This is a genomic window from Streptomyces sp. NPDC048338 (assembly GCF_043201055.1).
In the GTDB taxonomy this organism is placed as follows: domain Bacteria; phylum Actinomycetota; class Actinomycetes; order Streptomycetales; family Streptomycetaceae; genus Streptomyces.
In genome coordinates this window covers 228,811-247,081 of record NZ_JBICYQ010000007.1, presented here as the reverse complement: position 1 = coordinate 247,081, position 18,271 = coordinate 228,811, and the positions used below count along the sequence as shown (strand labels likewise).

At 72.7% G+C, this 18,271-nt stretch carries 14 protein-coding genes and 1 riboswitch; of the genes, 4 read left to right on the top strand and 10 right to left on the bottom strand.

Annotation, left to right across the window (positions count from 1 at the left end):
- Positions 1 to 41: 41 nt before the first annotated feature.
- The 6 genes from ACGFZF_RS18505 to ACGFZF_RS18480 form a co-directional block, all read right to left on the bottom strand.
- Positions 42 to 827: a sulfite exporter TauE/SafE family protein gene (locus ACGFZF_RS18505; protein ID WP_393555321.1), complete on the bottom strand. Its 786-nt coding sequence runs from the start codon at positions 825 to 827 to the stop codon at positions 42 to 44.
- A gap of 241 nt (positions 828 to 1,068) precedes the next feature.
- Positions 1,069 to 2,055 (bottom strand): methylmalonyl Co-A mutase-associated GTPase MeaB, encoded by a 987-nt coding sequence (gene meaB, locus ACGFZF_RS18500; RefSeq protein ID WP_393555319.1) that lies wholly within the window; start codon positions 2,053 to 2,055, stop codon positions 1,069 to 1,071.
- A 4-nt stretch (positions 2,056 to 2,059) separates the two neighbouring features.
- Positions 2,060 to 4,234, bottom strand: a complete 2,175-nt coding sequence (gene scpA, locus ACGFZF_RS18495; RefSeq protein WP_356609439.1) for a methylmalonyl-CoA mutase — start codon at positions 4,232 to 4,234, stop codon at positions 2,060 to 2,062.
- Complete coding sequence (locus ACGFZF_RS18490; protein ID WP_393555317.1) at positions 4,234 to 6,051, bottom strand: methylmalonyl-CoA mutase family protein; 1,818 nt, start codon at positions 6,049 to 6,051, stop codon at positions 4,234 to 4,236. The genes scpA and ACGFZF_RS18490 overlap by 1 nt, the downstream gene beginning before the upstream one ends.
- 141 nt (positions 6,052 to 6,192) lie before the next feature.
- Complete coding sequence (locus tag ACGFZF_RS18485; RefSeq protein ID WP_393555315.1) at positions 6,193 to 6,750, bottom strand: GNAT family N-acetyltransferase; 558 nt, start codon at positions 6,748 to 6,750, stop codon at positions 6,193 to 6,195.
- 154 nt (positions 6,751 to 6,904) lie between these two features.
- Entirely contained in the window at positions 6,905 to 7,195 is a 291-nt protein-coding gene (locus tag ACGFZF_RS18480) for a hypothetical protein (RefSeq protein WP_393555313.1), read from the bottom strand.
- Positions 7,196 to 7,236: 41 nt separating this feature from the next.
- A riboswitch (cobalamin riboswitch) is annotated at positions 7,237 to 7,419 on the bottom strand.
- A gap of 222 nt (positions 7,420 to 7,641) precedes the next feature.
- Here ACGFZF_RS18480 and ACGFZF_RS18475 point away from each other — a divergent pair.
- The 3 genes from ACGFZF_RS18475 to ACGFZF_RS18465 all read left to right on the top strand — a co-directional run bounded on the left by ACGFZF_RS18475 (position 7,642) and on the right by ACGFZF_RS18465 (position 10,389).
- Positions 7,642 to 8,019: a VOC family protein gene (locus ACGFZF_RS18475; protein ID WP_393555311.1), complete on the top strand. Its 378-nt coding sequence runs from the start codon at positions 7,642 to 7,644 to the stop codon at positions 8,017 to 8,019.
- Positions 8,020 to 8,338: 319 nt separating this feature from the next.
- Positions 8,339 to 9,451 (top strand): ABC transporter substrate-binding protein, encoded by a 1,113-nt coding sequence (locus tag ACGFZF_RS18470; protein ID WP_393555310.1) that lies wholly within the window; start codon positions 8,339 to 8,341, stop codon positions 9,449 to 9,451.
- A 242-nt stretch (positions 9,452 to 9,693) separates the two neighbouring features.
- Positions 9,694 to 10,389: an HNH endonuclease gene (locus ACGFZF_RS18465; RefSeq protein WP_393555625.1), complete on the top strand. Its 696-nt coding sequence runs from the start codon at positions 9,694 to 9,696 to the stop codon at positions 10,387 to 10,389.
- A 155-nt stretch (positions 10,390 to 10,544) separates the two neighbouring features.
- On the opposite strand, the gene ACGFZF_RS18460 is transcribed toward ACGFZF_RS18465, so the two are convergent.
- Together ACGFZF_RS18460 and ACGFZF_RS18455 are read right to left on the bottom strand one after the other, a co-directional pair.
- A complete protein-coding gene (locus tag ACGFZF_RS18460; protein WP_393555308.1) occupies positions 10,545 to 13,307 on the bottom strand; it encodes a tetratricopeptide repeat protein in 2,763 nt (920 codons plus the stop codon).
- A gap of 224 nt (positions 13,308 to 13,531) precedes the next feature.
- The gene (locus ACGFZF_RS18455; RefSeq protein WP_393555306.1) at positions 13,532 to 13,957 is read right to left on the bottom strand and encodes an ATP-binding protein; all 426 of its coding nucleotides are present in this window, start codon (positions 13,955 to 13,957) and stop codon (positions 13,532 to 13,534) included.
- A 217-nt stretch (positions 13,958 to 14,174) separates the two neighbouring features.
- On the opposite strand from ACGFZF_RS18455, the gene ACGFZF_RS18450 reads away from it, so the two are divergent.
- Positions 14,175 to 14,600 carry a DUF3592 domain-containing protein gene (locus ACGFZF_RS18450; RefSeq protein WP_393555304.1) on the top strand — a complete coding sequence of 142 codons (426 nt, stop codon included), beginning with the start codon at positions 14,175 to 14,177 and terminating at the stop codon, positions 14,598 to 14,600.
- A gap of 328 nt (positions 14,601 to 14,928) precedes the next feature.
- Here ACGFZF_RS18450 and ACGFZF_RS18445 read toward each other — a convergent pair whose 3' ends face one another.
- Together ACGFZF_RS18445 and ACGFZF_RS18440 are read right to left on the bottom strand one after the other, a co-directional pair.
- On the bottom strand, positions 14,929 to 15,765 hold the full coding sequence (locus tag ACGFZF_RS18445) for a hypothetical protein (protein ID WP_393555302.1): 837 nt from the start codon (positions 15,763 to 15,765) through the stop codon (positions 14,929 to 14,931).
- A gap of 186 nt (positions 15,766 to 15,951) precedes the next feature.
- Entirely contained in the window at positions 15,952 to 18,213 is a 2,262-nt protein-coding gene (locus tag ACGFZF_RS18440) for a serine hydrolase (protein WP_393555300.1), read from the bottom strand.
- Positions 18,214 to 18,271: the final 58 nt, after the last annotated feature.

The following is an 18,271-nucleotide window of genomic DNA, read 5'->3' as shown; positions in this document are numbered from 1 at the left end:
GTGGACGGGGATTCGCCGGGCGCCGGCAGGCGCGGCGTCGCTCAGCCGAGACCCTGCACGGCGTAGAGCGCGCCCAGCGCGGTGGCGAGCGTGCCGAGGAGGAGGCGCAGGGCCCGATCCGGCAGGCGCGGCTGGAGCCGGGCGCCGAGGTACCCGCCGACGAGCCCGCCCACCCCGCACGCCGATCCCAGCCACCAGTCCGGCGCGACGTCGCCGGTGCTCGCGAGCGACAACAGCGCGAACGCGACGGCGCCGACGATCGACGTGGCGAACGTCGTCACCAGCGCCGCCGGCGCCACCAGCACCATCGGCAGGCCGCGGGCGGCGAGCACCGGGCCGAGCAGGGAGCCGCCGCCGATGCCGTAGATCCCGCCGATCACCCCCACGGAGAGGGCGAGCGCGGTGAGCGCCCCGGGCGAGGGTTCCCGCGCCTCGGCCGGCCGGCCGAGGCCCGGGGCCAGGGCGCGGACGCACAGCCACAGACCCAGCGGCAGCATCAGAACGGCGATCAGCACCCGGAAGACCCCCGGGCCCGGGAGGACGAAGACGCGCAGGGCGGCGCCCGCGACCACGCCGGGCAGCGTGCCGGCGACCAGACGCCGGGCCAGGCCGCTGCGCAGGGCCCCGTCGCGGCGGTAGCGCCACAGCGCGCCGGGCCCGGCCACCACGTTGAACAGCAGGTTCGTCGGGGTGATCGCCGGGTTCGGCACGCCGAGGACGCTCAGCTGGACCGGGAGCAGGAACACCGCGCCCGACACCCCGACGGGAGCGGTCACCAGCGCGATCAGTAGACCGGCGGCCAGGCCCGCCCCCACCGTCCAGTCCACCCTGCTCCCCGTTCCCCGTTCCCCGCCCCTCGCCGGTCCGGTGAGTATCGCCGACGACCCGCCGACGCGACGACGCGGCAACACGAAGTTCACGGGCAGCCCCGCGGCTGCCCGCTGAGCGGTCACGCCCGCCCCGCCCGGGTCCGCCCCGCCCGGGTCTGCCCCGCCCGGGTCCGCCCCGCCTCCGGTCCGGCCGCGGCGCGCGGCCGCCGCCGCCCCGGCGGGAGGGCCCGCGTACGCCTCAGCCCTTTCCGTCCCCGAGTACGCCCAGGATGCGCTCCGCCGCCCGGGTCGCGGTCAACTCACCGGCCCGGACCTGCCGTTCGACCTCCGGGGTGAGCGCCCGTACGGCCGGGTCGGCGTGCAGCCGCGCGAGCAGTTCGTCGCGGACCATCGTCCAGGCCCAGTCGACCTGCTGGTCGCGGCGCCGGGCGTCCAGTCGGCCGGCCGCGTCGAGGAGCGTGCGGTGCTTCTCCAGCCGCCCCCACACCTCGTCGAGGCCGGTCGACTCGCGCGCGCTGCAGCTGAGGACCGGCGGTGTCCAGACCGCCTCGCGGCCGTGCATCAGCCGTAGCGCGCCGGCGAGTTCACGGGCGGCGGCGCGGGCGTCGGTCGCGTGCGGGCCGTCCGCCTTGTTGACCGCCACGACGTCGGCGAGTTCCAGGACGCCCTTCTTGATGCCCTGGAGCTGGTCGCCCGTGCGGGCCAGGGTCAGGAGCAGGAAGGAGTCGACCATGTTGGCGACGGCCGTCTCCGACTGGCCGACGCCGACCGTCTCCACCAGGACCACGTCGTAGCCGGCGGCCTCCATCACCACGATCGACTCGCGGGTCGCCTTGGCGACCCCGCCGAGCGTGCCGGCACTGGGGGAGGGGCGGACGAAGGCCGACGGGTCCACCGCCAGGCGCTCCATCCGCGTCTTGTCGCCGAGGATCGAGCCGCCCGTGCGGGTGGACGACGGATCGACGGCGAGCACCGCCACCCGGTGCCCGAGGCCCGTCAGCATGGTGCCGAAGGCGTCGATGAAGGTCGACTTGCCCACCCCGGGCACGCCGCTGATCCCGATCCGCCGCGCCCGGCCGCTGTGCGGCAGCAGCCGGGTCAACAGCTCCTGGGCGAGGGCCCGGTGGTCGGGCCGGGTGGACTCGACGAGGGTGATGGCGCGCGCCACGAGGGCGCGCTTCCCGTCCCGTACACCCTTCTCGTAGATGTCGATGTCGATGGCCATGGGGTCAGAGATCGTGCCCCAGGTCGGCGCCGAGCCGGCGCACCAGGTCCGCGGCCGCGTCCGGGATGACGGTGCCGGGCGGGAAGACCGCGGCGGCGCCCATCTCCAGGAGGGTGGGCACGTCCTGGGGCGGGATGACACCGCCGACCACGATCATGATGTCCTCCCGGCCCTCCGCGGCGAGCTCGTCCCGCAGCGCGGGGACGAGCGTGAGGTGACCGGCCGCCAGCGACGAGACGCCCACGATGTGCACGTCCGCCTCGACGGCCTGCCGGGCCACCTCGGCCGGGGTCTGGAACAGCGGGCCGACGTCGACGTCGAAGCCCAGGTCGGCGAAGGCGGTCGCGATCACCTTCTGGCCGCGGTCGTGGCCGTCCTGGCCCATCTTCGCGACCAGGATGCGGGGGCGCCGGCCCTCGGCCTCCTCGAAGGAGTCCACCAGCGCGCGGGTGGAGTCCACGGACGGGGACTCGCCTGCTTCGTTGCGGTACACGCCGGAGATCGTACGGATCTGGCCCGCGTGCCGCCCGTACACCTTCTCCAGGGCGTCCGAGATCTCACCGACGGTGGCCTTCGCGCGGGCCGCCCGCACGGCCAGCTCCAGAAGGTTGCCCTCACCGCCCGCCGCCCGGGTGAGGTCCTCCAGCGCGTCCTGGCAGGCCCGCTCGTCCCGCTCCGCCCGCAGCCGCCGCAGCTTCTCGATCTGCTGCGCGCGGACGGAGGAGTTGTCGACCTTCAGCACGTCGATCTGCTCGTCGCCGTCCACGCGGTACTTGTTCACACCGATGACCGGCTGGCGGCCGGAGTCGATCCGGGCCTGCGTGCGGGCCGCGGCCTCCTCGACGCGCAGCTTCGGGATGCCCGCGTCGATGGCCTGCGCCATGCCGCCGGCCGCCTCGACCTCCTGGATGTGCTGCCAGGCCCGGCGCGCCAGGTCGTAGGTCAGCCGCTCGACGTAGGCGCTGCCGCCCCAGGGGTCGATGACCCGGGTGGTGCCCGACTCCTGCTGGATGAGGAGCTGCGTGTTGCGGGCGATGCGGGCCGAGAAGTCCGTCGGCAGCGCGAGGGCCTCGTCGAGGGCGTTGGTGTGCAGCGACTGGGTGTGGCCCTGGGTGGCCGCCATCGCCTCCACACACGTCCGCGTGACGTTGTTGAAGACGTCCTGCGCGGTCAGCGACCAGCCCGAGGTCTGCGAATGGGTGCGCAGCGACAGCGACTTGGAGTTCTTCGGGTCGAACTCCCGGACCAGCTTGGCCCACAGCAGGCGGGCCGCACGCAGCTTGGCGACCTCCATGAAGAAGTTCATGCCGATCGCCCAGAAGAACGACAGGCGCGGCGCGAACGCGTCCACGTCCAGGCCCGCTTCGCGTCCGGCCCGGATGTACTCGACCCCGTCCGCGAGCGTGTACGCCAGCTCCAGGTCGGCCGTCGCGCCCGCCTCCTGGATGTGGTAGCCCGAGATGGAGATGGAGTTGTAGCGCGGCATGTGCTGCGAGGTGAAGGCGAAGATGTCGGAGATGATCCGCATCGACGGCTTCGGCGGGTAGATGTAGGTGTTGCGGACCATGAACTCCTTGAGGATGTCGTTCTGGATGGTCCCGGCGAGCTTGTCGGGGGAGACGCCCTGCTCCTCCGCCGCCACGATGTAGAGGGCGAGGACGGGCAGCACGGCGCCGTTCATCGTCATCGACACCGACATCTTGTCCAGCGGGATGCCGTCGAAGAGCTGGCGCATGTCGTAGATCGAGTCGATCGCCACGCCGGCCATGCCGACGTCGCCGGTCACGCGCGGGTGGTCGCTGTCGTAGCCGCGGTGCGTCGGCAGGTCGAAGGCGACCGACAGGCCCTTCTGGCCGGCGGCCAGATTACGCCGGTAGAAGGCGTTGGACTCCTCGGCGGTCGAGAAGCCGGCGTACTGGCGGATGGTCCACGGCTGGTTGACGTACATCGTCGGGTACGGGCCGCGCAGGTACGGCGCCACGCCCGGGTACGTACCGAGGAAGTCGACGTCCTCCAGGTCACGGCCGGTGTACAGCGGCTTGACCGCGATGCCCTCGGGCGTCTCCCAGAGCAGGTCGTCCCCGCCGGACGCCCGCTTGACGGCGGCGCGCCACTCCTCGGCACTGCCGGCCGGAGAGGGGGATCCGAGGTCGATCCCGGTGAAGTCGGGGATTCCCATCAGGACACTCCCATGCGGTCGAGGGTGGCGGAGAGGACGGCGATCGCGTCGCATCCCGCGAAGACATAGCTGTCGACGCCGGCGTACGAGCCGGGCCGGCCGGCGAGGGTCACGTGCCGGGCGCCGGCGGCGAGCAGGGCCGCCGCCTCGGTCTCGGCCCGCTCCTCGTACAGGGCGTCGCTGGAGCAGAGGCAGACCTCCGTGGCGCCGCTCTCCTCGAAGGACCCGTCGGTGACGGGCTCGATGCCACCCGCCTGGTAGAGGTTGGCGGCGAACGTCAGCCGGGCCGTGTGCGCGGCGGCCGGGCCGAGGGCCACCAGGTGGACGCGCGGCCGCGAGCCAGTCGCCGCCAGGTGGGCGTCGGAGCGGGCGCGCAGCGCCTCGTAGGCCTCGTCGCGCCGGACGCGGGGCAGGCCCCCGTCCGGCTCGGCGGGCGCCGGCTCGCGCACCACCGGCTTCTCCGCCAGGTGCGGGAACTCGCTGACGCCGGTGACCGGTTCGCGGCGCTTGGCCAGCGCCCTGGAACGCTCGGCCCAGTTCGCGGCGAGCCGCTCCTTCAGCGTGCCCGAGCGCAGGGCAGCCGCCTGGCCGCCCGTCCGCTCGATCTCCTGGAAGAAGTCCCAGGCGGCCTCGGCGAGTTCGTCGGTCAGGGCTTCCACGTACCAGGAGCCGCCGGCCGGGTCGATCACCCGCGCCAGGTGGGACTCATCGATGAGGATGCTCGAGGTGTTGCGGGCGACGCGGCGCGCGAAGGCGTCCGGCAGGCCCAGCGCGTGGTCGAAGGGGAGGACGGTCACCGACTCGGCGCCGCCGACTCCGGCCGCGAGGGTCGCGACCGTCGTCCGCAGCATGTTCACCCACGGGTCGCGCGCGGACATCATGACCGGCGAGGTCACCGCGTGCTGGAGCTGGGCGCCCGCCGCGGGCGATCCGCACGCCTCCGCGACACGGGCCCACAGCCGGCGCGCGGCCCGCAGCTTGGCGATGGTGAGGAACTGGTCGCCGGTGGCCGCGTAGCGGAACTCCAGCTGCCCCAGCGCCTGCTCGATCGTGAGGCCGCCGTTGGTGAGGGCCCGCAGGTAGGCGACGCCGGTGGCGAGCGAGCTGCCCAGCTCCTGCGCCGCCGAACCGCCGGCCTCGTGGTACGGCAGGGCGTCGACGGTCAGGGCGCGCAGCCCCGGGTACGACTCGGCGCTCAGCCGCGCGAGCGCGACCGTGGCGGCGAACCCGTCACCGTCGTAGGCGGAGCCGGTGCGGGCTTCCGTGCCGAGCGGGTCGGCGCCCAGGTTGCCGCGCGCCGCCTCGGGGGCGACACCGCGGCTCGTGTAGAGCCCGAGCAGTTCCTGCGCCGCGGCCGCCGTCTCGGCACCGGCGTCCAGGACCATAGGGGCCAGGTCGAGGTAGACGCCCCGGAGAGCCCGGTCCAGCTCCGTCACCGGAATGCCGGCCGGACCCACGGACAGCCACAGCGACGTGACGCCGTTCTCCAGGTCCGTGAGGACGGCATCGGGATCGGCGGTCCGGTGGCGCTGGCGCACGTCCCAGCCGCCGGCGGTGTTGCCCTCGGCCCGCCCGCCTCGGACGAACGGGGCGAAACCGGGCAGGCCGGCGTCGGCGGCGGGGCTGTCCGCGGTGTAGAGCGGACGGGCCCGCAGGCCGTCCTCCAGCGCCGTGGACAGCGCCTCCTCGGCTTCGGTATCGGGGACGTCCTTGCCCGACCTGCTCAGTACGCCCGCCACGAGGCGCTGCCACTGCGCATGGGTCGCTGCGGGGAAGTCGGCGGCCAGCACGAGGCCGTCCTCAGGCAGCACAGTCATGTCCGGATGCTAGGCCAGGTGCACAAAGGAGCAGCAGGGTGATCAGCTGTGACCTTGACCTCTCCGGGACGCTCTTGATCGCGAACCGCCTCCCGTGCTGGTCGCCCGATCCGCCGCGCGGAGACGGCGCGGCGGCGCACCTCAGCAGCCCATCACGGGCTTCCCGGCGAGCGAAGGGTGACGCGGCCCGAGGAACAGCGCGCGCGACGGGCCCGCGCCCGGACCGGGGAACACGGTCTGGCGCCAGCCCCGGTGACGGAAGAAGGCCAGCGCCGCGCCGTCCCGGTGGTCGGGCGCCACCCAGACCCGGTCGTCGAGCGCCGGCACCGTCAGCGTGTCCAGGATCCGCGTGGCGACGCCGCGGCCCCGGGCCGCCGGGGCGACCACCAGGTCGGACACCTGCACGGCTCCGGCGAGCCACTCCTGCGCGCGGTGGTCCCCCGGCAACAGGTCGCCGGCATACGGCACCGGGGTGCGGGTGGCCGTGCCGAACCCGCACAGCAGGCTGTCCGCCCGCGCCGTCACCGCCAGGAAGCCGGGCGTCCGCGCCTGCTCGGCGATCCGGGCCCGCAACTCCCTGGCGTGCCGGTCGTCCTGCTCGGGCACCCGTCCGCGCGCGGCGAGCCGGCGCAGATGGTCGAACTCGTCCACGAGACGGAGCGCCGCCTCGCCGGGGTAGACCTCTGTGGTGATGTCCATGAACCGCGTCCTTCTGTCGTGGGGGTCGGTCGACGTCGCGCACCGGGCGGGGGCCGCCCTCGTGCCTCGGGAGGCGCGCCGGGCCGCCCGGAAGCAAGGGCGCCGGGGGCCGGGTCATCCGCGCCCGGGCCCGCGCCGCGGGGCGGCCGGGCGCTCAGGCGCGGCAGGCGCGGCAGTCGAGGAAGCCGGTGACGACGGCGGTCCGCCGGCCGGGCCGGGAGATTCCCGCGAGGATGCCGCCGCGCGTCACGGCGTCGGGCCGGGTCCCGTGCGGCGCCCGGTCGACGCCGACCCGCCCGGCCTCCCGGGTCGCCCCGGTCCGCGGCGCGCCGCCCGCGCCCACGGCGCCGCGGGCGGGGAGACAGGCGGGCGAAGCCCCGGCCGAGGGCGCGGCCGTGAGGCCGGCGGGGGCAGGGGCACGACTCGTGTCGAGGGTCGCGGGCATGGCGAAGTCACCACTCTCCTCCGGGGAGATCCGCCCCGGTGTCGGCGAGATCGCGACGACGTGAGTCTCCTGGCTCCCGGATCGACACTCCTCCCGGCCTTCCCGCCCGCGGACGGTGACCACGCATGGAAGTCGCTCCCCGGTCACAGTGGCGGGACCGCACCGGATTCACACCGGATTCCTCGGTCGCCATCGCTCGGGCGGCGTCATTCTGTCAGGACGCGAACACCCCGGACAGGCGGAGGCGGTGTGACGGCGGTCTCCGCGGAGAGGCCGATCGCGCCCCCGGGCGGGATGCCCCTCCCTGAACCGCAGCGGGAGGGCGCGCTGCCCCGCCGGTCGCGGTGCCGTCGTGAGCGGCTGCCGGTCCGCCCCCGCGTCACGGCGCGATCAGCCCGCCTCCAGCGCCTCGCCCGCCCCGCGGCCGCCTCCGTACACTGGCCCGCATGGCATGCCGAATCAGCGAGTTGGTCATCGATGCCGCCGATCCCGAGCGGCTCGCCGTGTTCTGGAGCGAGGTCCTCGGCTACGTCGAACTGGACAGAGAGGACGACGGGAGCATCGAGATCGGGCCGCCCGGCGACGGTACCGGCCTGCCCACCCTCGTCCTGAGCCCCAGCAGCGCCCCACGGGTCGGGAAGCTTCCCCTCCACATCGACGTCAACGCCACCGATCGGGACCAGGACGCCGAGCTGGAGCGGCTGCTCGCACTCGGCGCCGAACCGGCCGACGTGGGCCAGACCGGTGACGAGAGCTGGTACGTCCTGGCCGACCCGGAAGGCAACGAGTTCTGCCTCCTGCGTTCCCGGCTGCGGCCCCTGTAGGCACGAGCCGCCGCGAGCGGAGCGCACGGCCCGGGGGACGAGCCGGGTCGGGGCGGGGACCCGCGGCACCGGCCTCTCCGGTCGCGAGGCCGGGCCGCGTCGGACGCCGGAGAACGGTCGCCGGTCAAAGGACCTGTGCGGTACGGCAGTTCGGCGGACGAGTAAAGGGGTTGCCGAGACGCGAGGACGGTGGATGCAATGTCCGCCGTGATCGTCCAGCTGCGCGCCCGCCACGGTCGGCCGGAACGAGCGCGGACGACCAGGCCCTGCCACCACGCCATCCGGGCACGACCGCATCGCCACAGGGAGACGCCGACGCATGAACACGCCACCATCGACGCCCGGCCGGGAGCACGCGGACGGGCCCTCCGTCCTGATCGGCGTTCTCGTCCCGCTGTCCCGGCCCGGCTGGGCCGAGGCGGGCAGGCACGTGCTCGCCGGACTCCGACTGGCCGTTCGCGACGCCAACGACGCCGGCGGGATCGGCGGAAGGCCCTTGGAGCTGCTGGTCCGGGACACCGCGGCCGACCCGGAGAAGGCAGCGGCGGCCGTGGAGGAGTTGGCGGACCTCGGCGTGGTCGCCCTGGCGGGGGAGTACCACAGCGTCGTGGCTCGCGCCGCTGCCGCCCGGGCCGACGCCCTCGGCCTGCCGTTTCTCTGCTCGTCGGCGGTGCTCGACGCGCTCACCGACCGGCCGACGGAACGGGTGGCGCGCCTCGCCCCGGCGCAGTCCCACGGCTGGCGGATCTACGCGGACTTCCTCCTCGGGGCGGGCCACACGCGCGTCGCCGTAGCAACCCAGCCGAGTGTCTACTGGGCCTCCGGCACCCGCGTTCTGCGTGACCACCTCGCTCCGCACGGCGGCGCCGTCGTCGAACTGGACATGGGCTCGCTCGCCGCCGCCGACGTCTGCGACGCCCTCGTCGACGCGCGTGCGACGGCCCTCCTCCTCCTGGTCGGCCACCCGGACCCGGCCGTGCCGATCGTCCGGGCCGTCCGCGGCGACCGACGCCTCACCGACCTCCTGATCGGCGCTCCGGCCGGGCAGCCGGAGTTCACCGAATGGGCGGACCTGCTCGGCGACGACGGCACCGCGATCCCCTTCCTGCGCTACCTGCCCGAGCGCCTCGGCCCACTCGGCGCACGCGTCGAGAAGGCCCTGAGCGAGCAGCTGCCCGAAGCGCCCTCCTTCGTCGCCTTCGAGGGCTACGACACGGTGACCGTCCTCGCCGCCGCGCTGCGCTCGCACGGCACGGACCGGTCCGGCCTCGCCGGCTCCTGGCCCCACCTCGCCGTCGAAGGCACCCGCGGGCCGATCCGGTTCTCCCGCCCGCCGGGCGTCGACGTCTGGCAGTGGGCCTGGCCACCCGTCCAGGTCGTCGACCGCGACCCCCGGCGACCCGATCGCTTCCGGATCCTCCACACCGGCTGAGCGAGCACGGAGGACCGGACTGCCGAGGTCCGCGGAACTCGGCAGCCCGGGACCTCTCGTCCACCCTCGCTCCACGGTGCCGCCGGGTTCAGCGCCTCCGGTTCCGGCAGGTCCCGGCCCTGAGAGCAGGCGCCGGGCAGCGCCGGGCTGGAACGGTTCTCCGGTGAACGCGCTCCTCCGGATGGCCGACCGGCCGCCCGGGCGCTCCACGACGTGGAGCAGGGCGCGATATGCCTGAGGCCATGATCAAGAACATGGCTCACGGCTTCGTCGCACTCGCTCTCGCCCTGCCCCCGCTCGCCGCGCCTTCCCCCGCCTTCGGGGCCCCGGCCCCCGAGCCCGCGGCGGAGGTGATGAAACTGTCCCTCGCGCTGGACCGGCTCACGATCGCGGAGGAGTCCCGCGCGGGATACACCCGCGACGCCTTCACCTACTGGAACACCGGCCTGGACCCTGCCGACGGCTGCGACACCCGGGCGGAGGTCCTGCTGGCCGAGGCGACCGAGGCGCCGCCCGTGGCCGCGGGGTGCAAGCTCGGGGAGGGGGAATGGCTGTCCTACTACGACGGCCAGGAGGTGACCGACCCCCAGTCCCTCACCGTCGACCACCTGGTTCCCCCGGCCGAGGCATGGGATTCCGGCGCGTACGCCTGGACCGCGTCACGCAGGGACGCGTACGCGAACGACCAGGGCGCGGCCGCGAGCCTGGTCGCCGTCACGGCGCGCGTGCAGCGGTCGAGGTCGGACCGCGACCCACGTGCCTGGATGCCGCCGTCGCCGGACGCGACGTGCCGCTACGTCGCCGAGTGGACCGGTACGAAGCTCCGCTGGGGCCTGAGCGCGGACCAGGCCGAGGCCGACGCGCTGAACGTGTACGCCCAGGGCCCGTGCCAGAACGCCGTCGTCCACTACACCCCGGTCCGTAGCGGCTCGGCGTGATCCGTCCTGCGACGAGGGCGGTGATCCCTGTCAGGAGGCGAGATGCCGCGAGATGTCCGAACCGTGACCCGGCCGCACGCGATCTTCCAGCGTCGAACAGAAGAAGCAGTCGAACAGAGAGAAGCAGTCCGTCGTCGCCCCTGCGCCCGGGCGCGCTACTCCCGCAGTTGGCTCCGTCGGTGCGACAGCGCCCGGTGGTAGCCGGCAACACGGTCTCGCTCCATCGAGGTGCCGAGTATGAGGTCATCGAGGAACCCGACGGCGTCATCCGTGACGTCCGAGCTCGGCTCCTCGAGAATGAACCGCTGGAAGGCGATGCGTGATTGCCCCGGACTTCCGGTGATCAGCGACGCCAGGAAGGCGGCGAGCAGGTCGTACGCGTCTCCGAGGTCGCCCTGGCGCTCGGCCAGCGAACGCCAACTGTCGGAGGCGGCACGAAGTCCTTCGGTCGTGCTGGTGAGGATCGCCTTGTTCAGGAGGTACTCCGCCTTGTCCGGATCGATCGTGAGGGCACGTTCGAAGTCCGAGCGTGCCTGGCCGTGCCGGCCCGTTCTTCGGTGCACATGACCTCGGTTCACGATGGCCCACCCGAATCCGGGGTCGAGCTCGATGGCGTGGTCGAGGTCGGTGATGGCTCGGTCGTCATGGCCGGCCAGCCGATGCGCCACTCCTCGGTTGGCGACGGCCCACGGGTAGTCGGGATCGATGCCGGTGTCGTGGTTGCTGTTCCACATCAGATCGTGGCGGCCTGACAACTGGTGCACATCGCCTCGGTAGGTGGCGCCCCATGCGTCGTCGGGGTCGAGTGCGATGGCGTGGTCGAGGTCGGCGATGGCCTGGTGGTAGCGGCCGGCCAGGCGATGCACTTCGCCTCTGTTGGCGATGGCCCATGCGTAGTCGGGGTTGAGTGCGATGGCGTGGTCGAGGTCGGTGATCGCCTCGTGGTAGCGGCCGGCCAGCCGATGGGCCAGCCCTCGGTGCGCAAAGGCCCATGCGTCGTCGGGTTGGAGTCCGGCGGCGCGGCCGAAGTCGACGACAGCCTCTTCGTAGTGGCGGTCCAGGCGGTGTGCCACGCCGCGTCGGGTGAAGGCCCATGCGTCGTCGGGATGGAGTTCGATGGCGCGGCCGAAGTCGACGACAGCCTCTTCGAAACGTCTCAGCCAGGTCAGCGCGGTGCCTCGGTCGGAGTGGATCGCGGCGATCGCAGGGTCCAGGGTGCGTGCTGCATCGAAGTCGCAGAGAGCAGCCCCGTGGCGGGCGGCACGCATGTACTGCCGGCCCCGCAGCTGGTGGGCGCGGGCCCGTGCAGTGGGCCCCAGCGAATCAGTGGTGATGAGTGCGGTGAGGGTGCTGGTGATGGGGTCCCGACCGAGGGCGGATTCGAGGCGTCGGCCCCAAGCGGTGAGTGACTCGGAGGCGCAGTCCTCGCCGGCTCGAGACAGTACGTTCACCCATTGCCGCACCACCGGCAGGCCTTCGGCGCATGCTTCGACCAACTCTTCGAGTGTGCTTCCGAGGAAGTGCGGGGAGGCACACAGACGGTGGTAGGTCTCGTTCAGACGATGTTCCCGCCAGTCGCTGTTCGTCCACCTGCGGCCGGGATCAAGTGTGCGTTCGAGGCGAGAGCGCCATCGGGCATGGGCCTCGGCGAGGCGGGTATGGCGTTCGGACCAATCGTGCGGAGACCGGGTGCGCTGGAAACGGAGCATGCTGGCGCGTACGACGTCGTGATAGCGGCAGCGGCCGCCCTGTCCGGAGACGAACGGGAGCCCGTGCAGCCACGCGTACTCGGTCCCGACTTCTTGCGGCGCGACGGCGCGGTAGACGTCCTCGTTGACGTGGAGGGGCAGGGCGCACGCCAGGACGGCGGCTCGCCGATGCGGGTCGCTCACCCAGTGGAGGAAGCGGTCGACTGCGGTTTCCGAGGCGTCCTCCAAGCCGTTCGCGCTTGACGGACGGACGCGTGCGAGGGTGTCGAGCAGCACGGGCAGACGTCCGGACATGCGCAGGATCGACGCCGCCAGAGCCTCGTCCGTGACGCCGCGGGCCGTGAGCAGCGTACGGGCTTCCGCCTCGGTGAAGGCCTCCAACTCGATGTCGACGACCACGTCGCGGTACTCGGACCACTCGCGTGCGACGGGGGCGGCCTGACCGGATATGACCACGATGACGTTCACCGGAAGGTCACCGTGGCTGTCGCTCAACACCAAGCTGCGCAGCCAGGCATCCAGAAAGGGTTCGGTGCGTTCCCAGGTGTCGAAGAAGAGCACGATCCAGGAGTGGTCCTCGGCCGCCTCCGCCAGATCTCGCATGAAGACAGGGGTGAGGACGCGCAGGGGGTGCAGAACGAGCTCGACATCCTGGTGATTGCGCAGACGGCTGCTGATCGCGGCACGCAGCCGGTCCGTGCCGCGTGCCAGAGCCTCCGGGTCCAGCCCCGCCGAGACGGGACCGATGAGGGGCGCCAAGCTCAGGGCGCCTATCCCCAAGTGGGCGGCCGTGCGACTCGACGCGGACGCGGATCCGTTCTCGGATGCCCCGGCCGGGCCGGCAAGGGCTGCGTCGGCTTCGTGACGGTGCTTGCGGTAGCGCTCGGTGGCAGCGTCGAACTTCCCCAGTACCCGGCCCTGTCGCGCCAATTGGGCGCTGATGGCCTCCATCGCTTCGACGGGGTCGTTGACGTCTTCATTGACGACCGCAGTGAGCGCACCGACGCCTCGGGCGGTCCCCTCCCAATGGCGCACAAGCGACGACTTGCCCACCCCAGCCACTCCATGCACATGGAAGAGATAGTGTGCCTCCCCGGCATTGAGGCACAGGTTCGCATGGAAGGACTGGCGCTCCGTATGGCGGCCGATGAACCCGTCACGCCTGCGCGCTCGGTTCAGCTCCTGCCGTGACTGCCGACGCTCACCCATGCTCCACCCCCAGGATCAGGTTGCCGCACTCAGGAGGGGCGGGGAAGCCCCCGACGATGCTTGGGGGCCACACGATTCCGGCGACCCCTTCGCTCCGGCGCCGGGAGTGGAGTGACGCGGCACGCCGACGCATTCGCTGCCCACCCGGACTTCGTCCTCGGGTTGGCGACAGGGCGTGTGCGGAGGGGACGGGGGCAGCCGGCGCTCTCCGAGCAGGACGGCTCTCACGCCGGGCAGGCGGGCGGAGCCGGTGGTTGGAAGCATGCGGTGACGTCCTTGCCACGAGGGCAGCGGCGGGCCTGCCAGTCGTCGGCAAGGGCATCGATCAGCAGCATCCCGCGGCCTCCGAGGGCCTTGTCGTCCGCGTTTCGCTGCTCCGGCATTTCCATGGACGAGTCGTGGACGGTCACGTGCAGGCATTCCTCGTCCCAGGTGAGGATGAGTTGCGCGGCACTGTGGGCGTGGACGTGCGCGTTGGTGACCATCTCGGACACGGTCAGCACGACCGAGTCCACCAGGTCCGGTGCCGTCCGCGACCAGCCGAGTGTCGTGAGGTGCTCCCGCGTCCAGTCCCGTGCCGTCTTCACGCCGCTGCTGATCGGCAGCGAACGCGCCCACCCGACAGCTCTCAATGAAGGATCCTGTGTCATCGTCTCTCCTCCGGCCGACCACCCTGTGCGTCTCGTCTGCCCGGCAGACGGCAGACAGAACGCGAGTCGAGGGCGGCGTTCCTCCGGGGCCTCGACGTCGGACACGGGCTCCTCGCCCCATGCGCCTCGCCAGGACGCTCCCGGCCAGTGGGGGCGACCACGTCACACCGGGCCCGTACGACGCAACCGACACCCCCACGCATGCGTCGCACCACACATGGAACGTGACTGGCTCTTCTCGCTGATCCCGCTGTTCGTCGGCGTGGTCTTCCTCTGCTTCGGGGTGTACGGACTCCGCCGGGCCGAAGCGCTGCGCCGGACCGGGGTCACCGCGCGGGGACGGATCGTCCGCCATGACGTCAGGCGCGACGACGAAGGCGCCACGTTCCGCTACCCGGTCGCGGCCTGGACGACGCCGGACGGCCACACGTGCGAACACCCGTCCCGGTTCGGCCGCGGTCGGATCGCGAGTGGCTTCGGCGTGGGCACCACGGTCACCGTCCGGTACGACCCGGAGGACCCTCGCCGCTTCGCGATCCAGGGCTGGGACACCGCGGCGGTCGACCTGGTGTTCACCGTGGTGGGGGCGGTGTTGTCCGGGGGCACGTTGGTGGCCCTGCTCGTCCGCCTGCTCACCCTGTGACTGCCTGCCTGACTGACTGCCTGGTCCTCGCCGGTCAGGGAGCATCGGGAGGGGCGGCGCGGTGGAGCCTGCCGTGTGCGGCGGTCGTCGGCGGTGACGGCTGACCCTCGGTCAAGGGGTGCCGAGGGTCAGCTGGACAGCACTGCTCAGGTGTCGTCGCGGAGGGCCAGCCTCATGATCGTGGCCCACAGCGCCTTGACTGCGAGCGCGACCGTGAACCGTGAGGTGCGAGGCCGCGATCCGCGAGGGCGGTCGTCCCATGCGGCGCGTCGTGGGGTGGTCGGCGAGAGATCCGCCGGGGCCGTGGCGACTGCCCTGGGGTGACCGGTCAGGGCCGTTCGTAGTACTGCAGCACTCCGCCCGCGGAGAAGCACGCCGCGCCCAGGAGCGTGCACCAGTTCGTGACGGCCACGCTGACCAGGGCACCGGTCGAGGGCCGGACGAAGGCGGTGATCGCCGAGACCATGAAGAGGACCGAACCGAGCTGGTTCACCGCCACGATCCACCAGCCGAGGTCCCGCACGAGCAGCCGCGGCCGACCATGGCAGACCTCGACCAGCGCGAGGTGACCGGAGATCAGGAACAGTGCGCAGCCGACCATGTCGGGTGCCCAGATCAGCCGGTTCACCTGCTGCGTCGAGAGCCCGTGCAGCAGGGAGCCCACCAGATTGATGCCGAACACGAGCGTGCCGGCGAACAGCACGAAGGTGCTGAGCCAGTCGATCCGAGCGGGTTCGTAGCTCCACCAGCGCCAGCGCCGCGTGGCCAGCCGGCCCGTCCGGCCGTCCCGGTGGGGTGTGTTGATCGCCTGGAGCAGGGACGCGTAGCCGCCGGTGTTGAAACACAGCCCGCCGGTGAAGTAGATCCACGCGCTGGTGATGTCGCCCGGGCCGAACTGCGCCAGCCCGGCACCCAGGGCGAAGAGCGCGCCGCCGACCGTGAACGCGGCCGCGGCGATGGTGTTCAACCGCCGCGCACGGGCGACGGACAGACTGTCCGCCGTCCTCGGCCGGGGCTCGGTGTCCCCCTCGGCGTGAACCGTCAGGCGGGCGCGCTTCCGCGCGAGCCGCGACTCCCAGACGGCGATGCCGCCGCCCTCGGGACCCCAGGTGACCCGCGTCGTGAACGGGCCCGCTCCCTCAGAGTGCTCCCTCGTTTCGGCCACCCGCCGACTGTATCCCTTAGGTGGCGGAACATGACGAATGACCGCTCTGTCCGGAGTGGGTGAGGACTTCGAGCGCCGCCGTGCCCTCCGCCGGATCCCCTCCGGATCCCCTCCGGGGGGCCCGGCGGAGGGGACGACGATGCCGCCCGAGCCCGGCCCCCCCCGTGTCGAGGGTGCCCGGCGCTGTCAGCCGAGGCGGGTCAGACGGGTGCCGAACGAGGGCTCTGCCAGGTTCTCGCCGAGTGCGACCGGTACGCTCCTGGCCCCGGCTCCCTCGCCCACGGTCAGTACGCCGACCTGGGTGCCGGCCGTGGCCGTGTGCGGAATGGGCGCATCCGATCCGCCCTTCGCGGCGGCTCCGAGAACGAGTCGAAGACGCTGGCCGGGTGTGGCCACGACGTTGAGGTCCGCCGTCGCCACCAGGGGGGTGCGTCCGCCGAGCCCGTCGTCGACGTGTCCGACCGTCCGGCCTCTGCGGACCACCGGCTCGGCGGTCAGCGCTCCGCGGACCGACTCGATGACCTTCCGGCTGTTGGCCAGCACCAGGGCCAGGCTGCGGGTCGCGTTCGGGTCGGGTCCGTCCGCGTGCTGGTCCATGAGCGTTCCCAGGATCAGTGGAGTCTCGTCGCCGACGGACTTGTAACCGGCCCACATGAGCGCGCCGCCCGCCGGGGTGCTGGACCCCGTCTTGATGCCTCGGATGCTCAACTCGTGCGCGTTGAGAAGGGTGTTGTTGTTGATCAGCCGCTGGGAGAGATCCTTGATCTCGGCGTCGGGCAGCGAGACCACGGAGCGGAACACATCGTTCTTCATGACCGCCTCGGCGAGCTTGAGCTGATCGACGGCGGTGCTCACGGTGCCCGCGTCCAGGCCGCTGGGGTCGGTGTACCTGGTGTCGGTCATGCCGAGTTCGCGGGCGCCGGCGTTCATCTTCTCCACGAAGGCCGCTTCGCTGTCGCTGCCGGTGTCCCAACGCGCCAGCAGCCGGGCGGCATTGTTGCCCGACGGGATCATCAGCATCTTCAGCATGTCCAGCTGGCTGTACGTGCTGCCCTCGGTGAGTCCCTCGATGCGGGACTCGTTCGCGGAAGCGCCCTCGGCGACGGCCTTGGAGTCGATCGTGATGGTGGGACCGGCCTCGCCCTTGCGCAGCGGGTGGTCCTTGAGCACCACGTACGCCGTCATCACCTTCGCAACACTGGCCGTCGGGACCGGCTTCTGAACGCCGAACGTGCTGATGGTCCCGGAGCCGGCGATGCGCACGGCCCCCTGACCCTTCGCCGGCCACGGAATGTCGAGGCGCCCCTCCACGGTGTGCGTCTGTTCGGACGCGACGAGTCGTGGCTCGGGCAGCGGGCGCAGCATCTGCGCGCCGATGACCGCCCCGGCGAGGAGCAGCAGGAGGGGCGTCCACACCTTGAGGCGGCGCACCGAGGTGCGGCGAAGGGTCTCGGCCGGGGGAGGGGTGTTGGTCAGCTGGGCGAGGAGGTCGAGCGGGGCCGCGGCGGGATCCGCGGGGGCGGCGGGCGCGCCGGCGGGAGCCGGGGACTCGGTCGATGCCGGTGCCCCGGGAGCCACGGGCTGGGCCGAGACCCGGGAGGCGGCCGGTGGAGTGGCGGCAGTGGCGAAGTTCGCCGTGGGGGTGTCGAGATCCTGCGGCGCGGCGAGCGTGCGGGTGCTCTGGGCGTCGGTCTCGGACCGCGCCCACGAGGGCGTGGGCCGACGCGGCCCGACCGGGCCCGGTTCGGCCGGTTCGGCTGTCCGGGGCTCTTCGTCCCGTCCGTCGATCGGGGGCAGCTCGTCCAGTGCGGTCGTCGCGGGCCCCGTGCCCAGGACGGTCGTCCCGGGCTCCTCATCCGGTCCGGACGTCGATGTCCCTTCGTCCGCCGCGGCCGCCGGGGCTTCCTCGTCGGGGACGGGCTCCGAAGGCTCGCCGTCCGGCGCTGCCGCGTCCGGCCCTCTCCGATCAGGAACGGCGACAGCGGCCTCCGTCTTCGCGTCCGGCGCATCATCTGCCGCCTCTTCCGACGCACCCGCAGCCGATTCCGCGGCAGGGCTTTCGGAGGACGGGTCTTCAGCGGGCGCCTCCGGGACCGTGCCGTCCGGTGTCTCGCGCTCGTCCTCGGTCTGCGAGGTCGGTCCGGACGGCTCGTCCGCAGCGGTGCGTGCGTCCGCGTCGTCCTCCTCCGTCGCGTCGGGGGCCGCCGACGCATCGCCGGTCTCGGCCGCGGCCTCCGGCTCGGCGGAGTCGCCGTCTTCGGGCGATCCGGCGGGTTCGGCCGACGCCTCCGGCTCCAGTGCCTCGGCGTTCTCGCGGGCCGGCGCCTCTTCTGCTGTCCGGTCGTCCGATGCGGGCGCCCCACCGCTGTCCGCGGCCGTCGCCGCTGCCGACTCCTTCTCGGGTTCCGGAGTCTCCGCGTCTCCACCCGTCACCGCTACCGTCGTCATCCCTGCCCAGCCTTGCTCGCCGATACATTCCGCCGGGGCCGGGGCCCCGCCACATCCC

Coding starts and splice junctions, on each gene's coding strand:
- ACGFZF_RS18485 (WP_393555315.1), bottom strand. CDS start 6,750: ATGGACATCACCACAGAGGTCTACCCCGGCGAGGCGGCGCTCCGTCTC.
- ACGFZF_RS18490 (WP_393555317.1), bottom strand. CDS start 6,051: ATGACTGTGCTGCCTGAGGACGGCCTCGTGCTGGCCGCCGACTTCCCC.
- ACGFZF_RS18450 (WP_393555304.1), top strand. CDS start 14,175: ATGGAACGTGACTGGCTCTTCTCGCTGATCCCGCTGTTCGTCGGCGTG.
- ACGFZF_RS18470 (WP_393555310.1), top strand. CDS start 8,339: ATGAACACGCCACCATCGACGCCCGGCCGGGAGCACGCGGACGGGCCC.
- ACGFZF_RS18455 (WP_393555306.1), bottom strand. CDS start 13,957: ATGACACAGGATCCTTCATTGAGAGCTGTCGGGTGGGCGCGTTCGCTG.
- ACGFZF_RS18440 (WP_393555300.1), bottom strand. CDS start 18,213: ATGACGACGGTAGCGGTGACGGGTGGAGACGCGGAGACTCCGGAACCC.
- ACGFZF_RS18480 (WP_393555313.1), bottom strand. CDS start 7,195: ATGCCCGCGACCCTCGACACGAGTCGTGCCCCTGCCCCCGCCGGCCTC.
- meaB (WP_393555319.1), bottom strand. CDS start 2,055: ATGGCCATCGACATCGACATCTACGAGAAGGGTGTACGGGACGGGAAG.
- ACGFZF_RS18465 (WP_393555625.1), top strand. CDS start 9,694: ATGATCAAGAACATGGCTCACGGCTTCGTCGCACTCGCTCTCGCCCTG.
- scpA (WP_356609439.1), bottom strand. CDS start 4,234: ATGGGAATCCCCGACTTCACCGGGATCGACCTCGGATCCCCCTCTCCG.
- ACGFZF_RS18460 (WP_393555308.1), bottom strand. CDS start 13,307: ATGGGTGAGCGTCGGCAGTCACGGCAGGAGCTGAACCGAGCGCGCAGG.
- ACGFZF_RS18475 (WP_393555311.1), top strand. CDS start 7,642: ATGGCATGCCGAATCAGCGAGTTGGTCATCGATGCCGCCGATCCCGAG.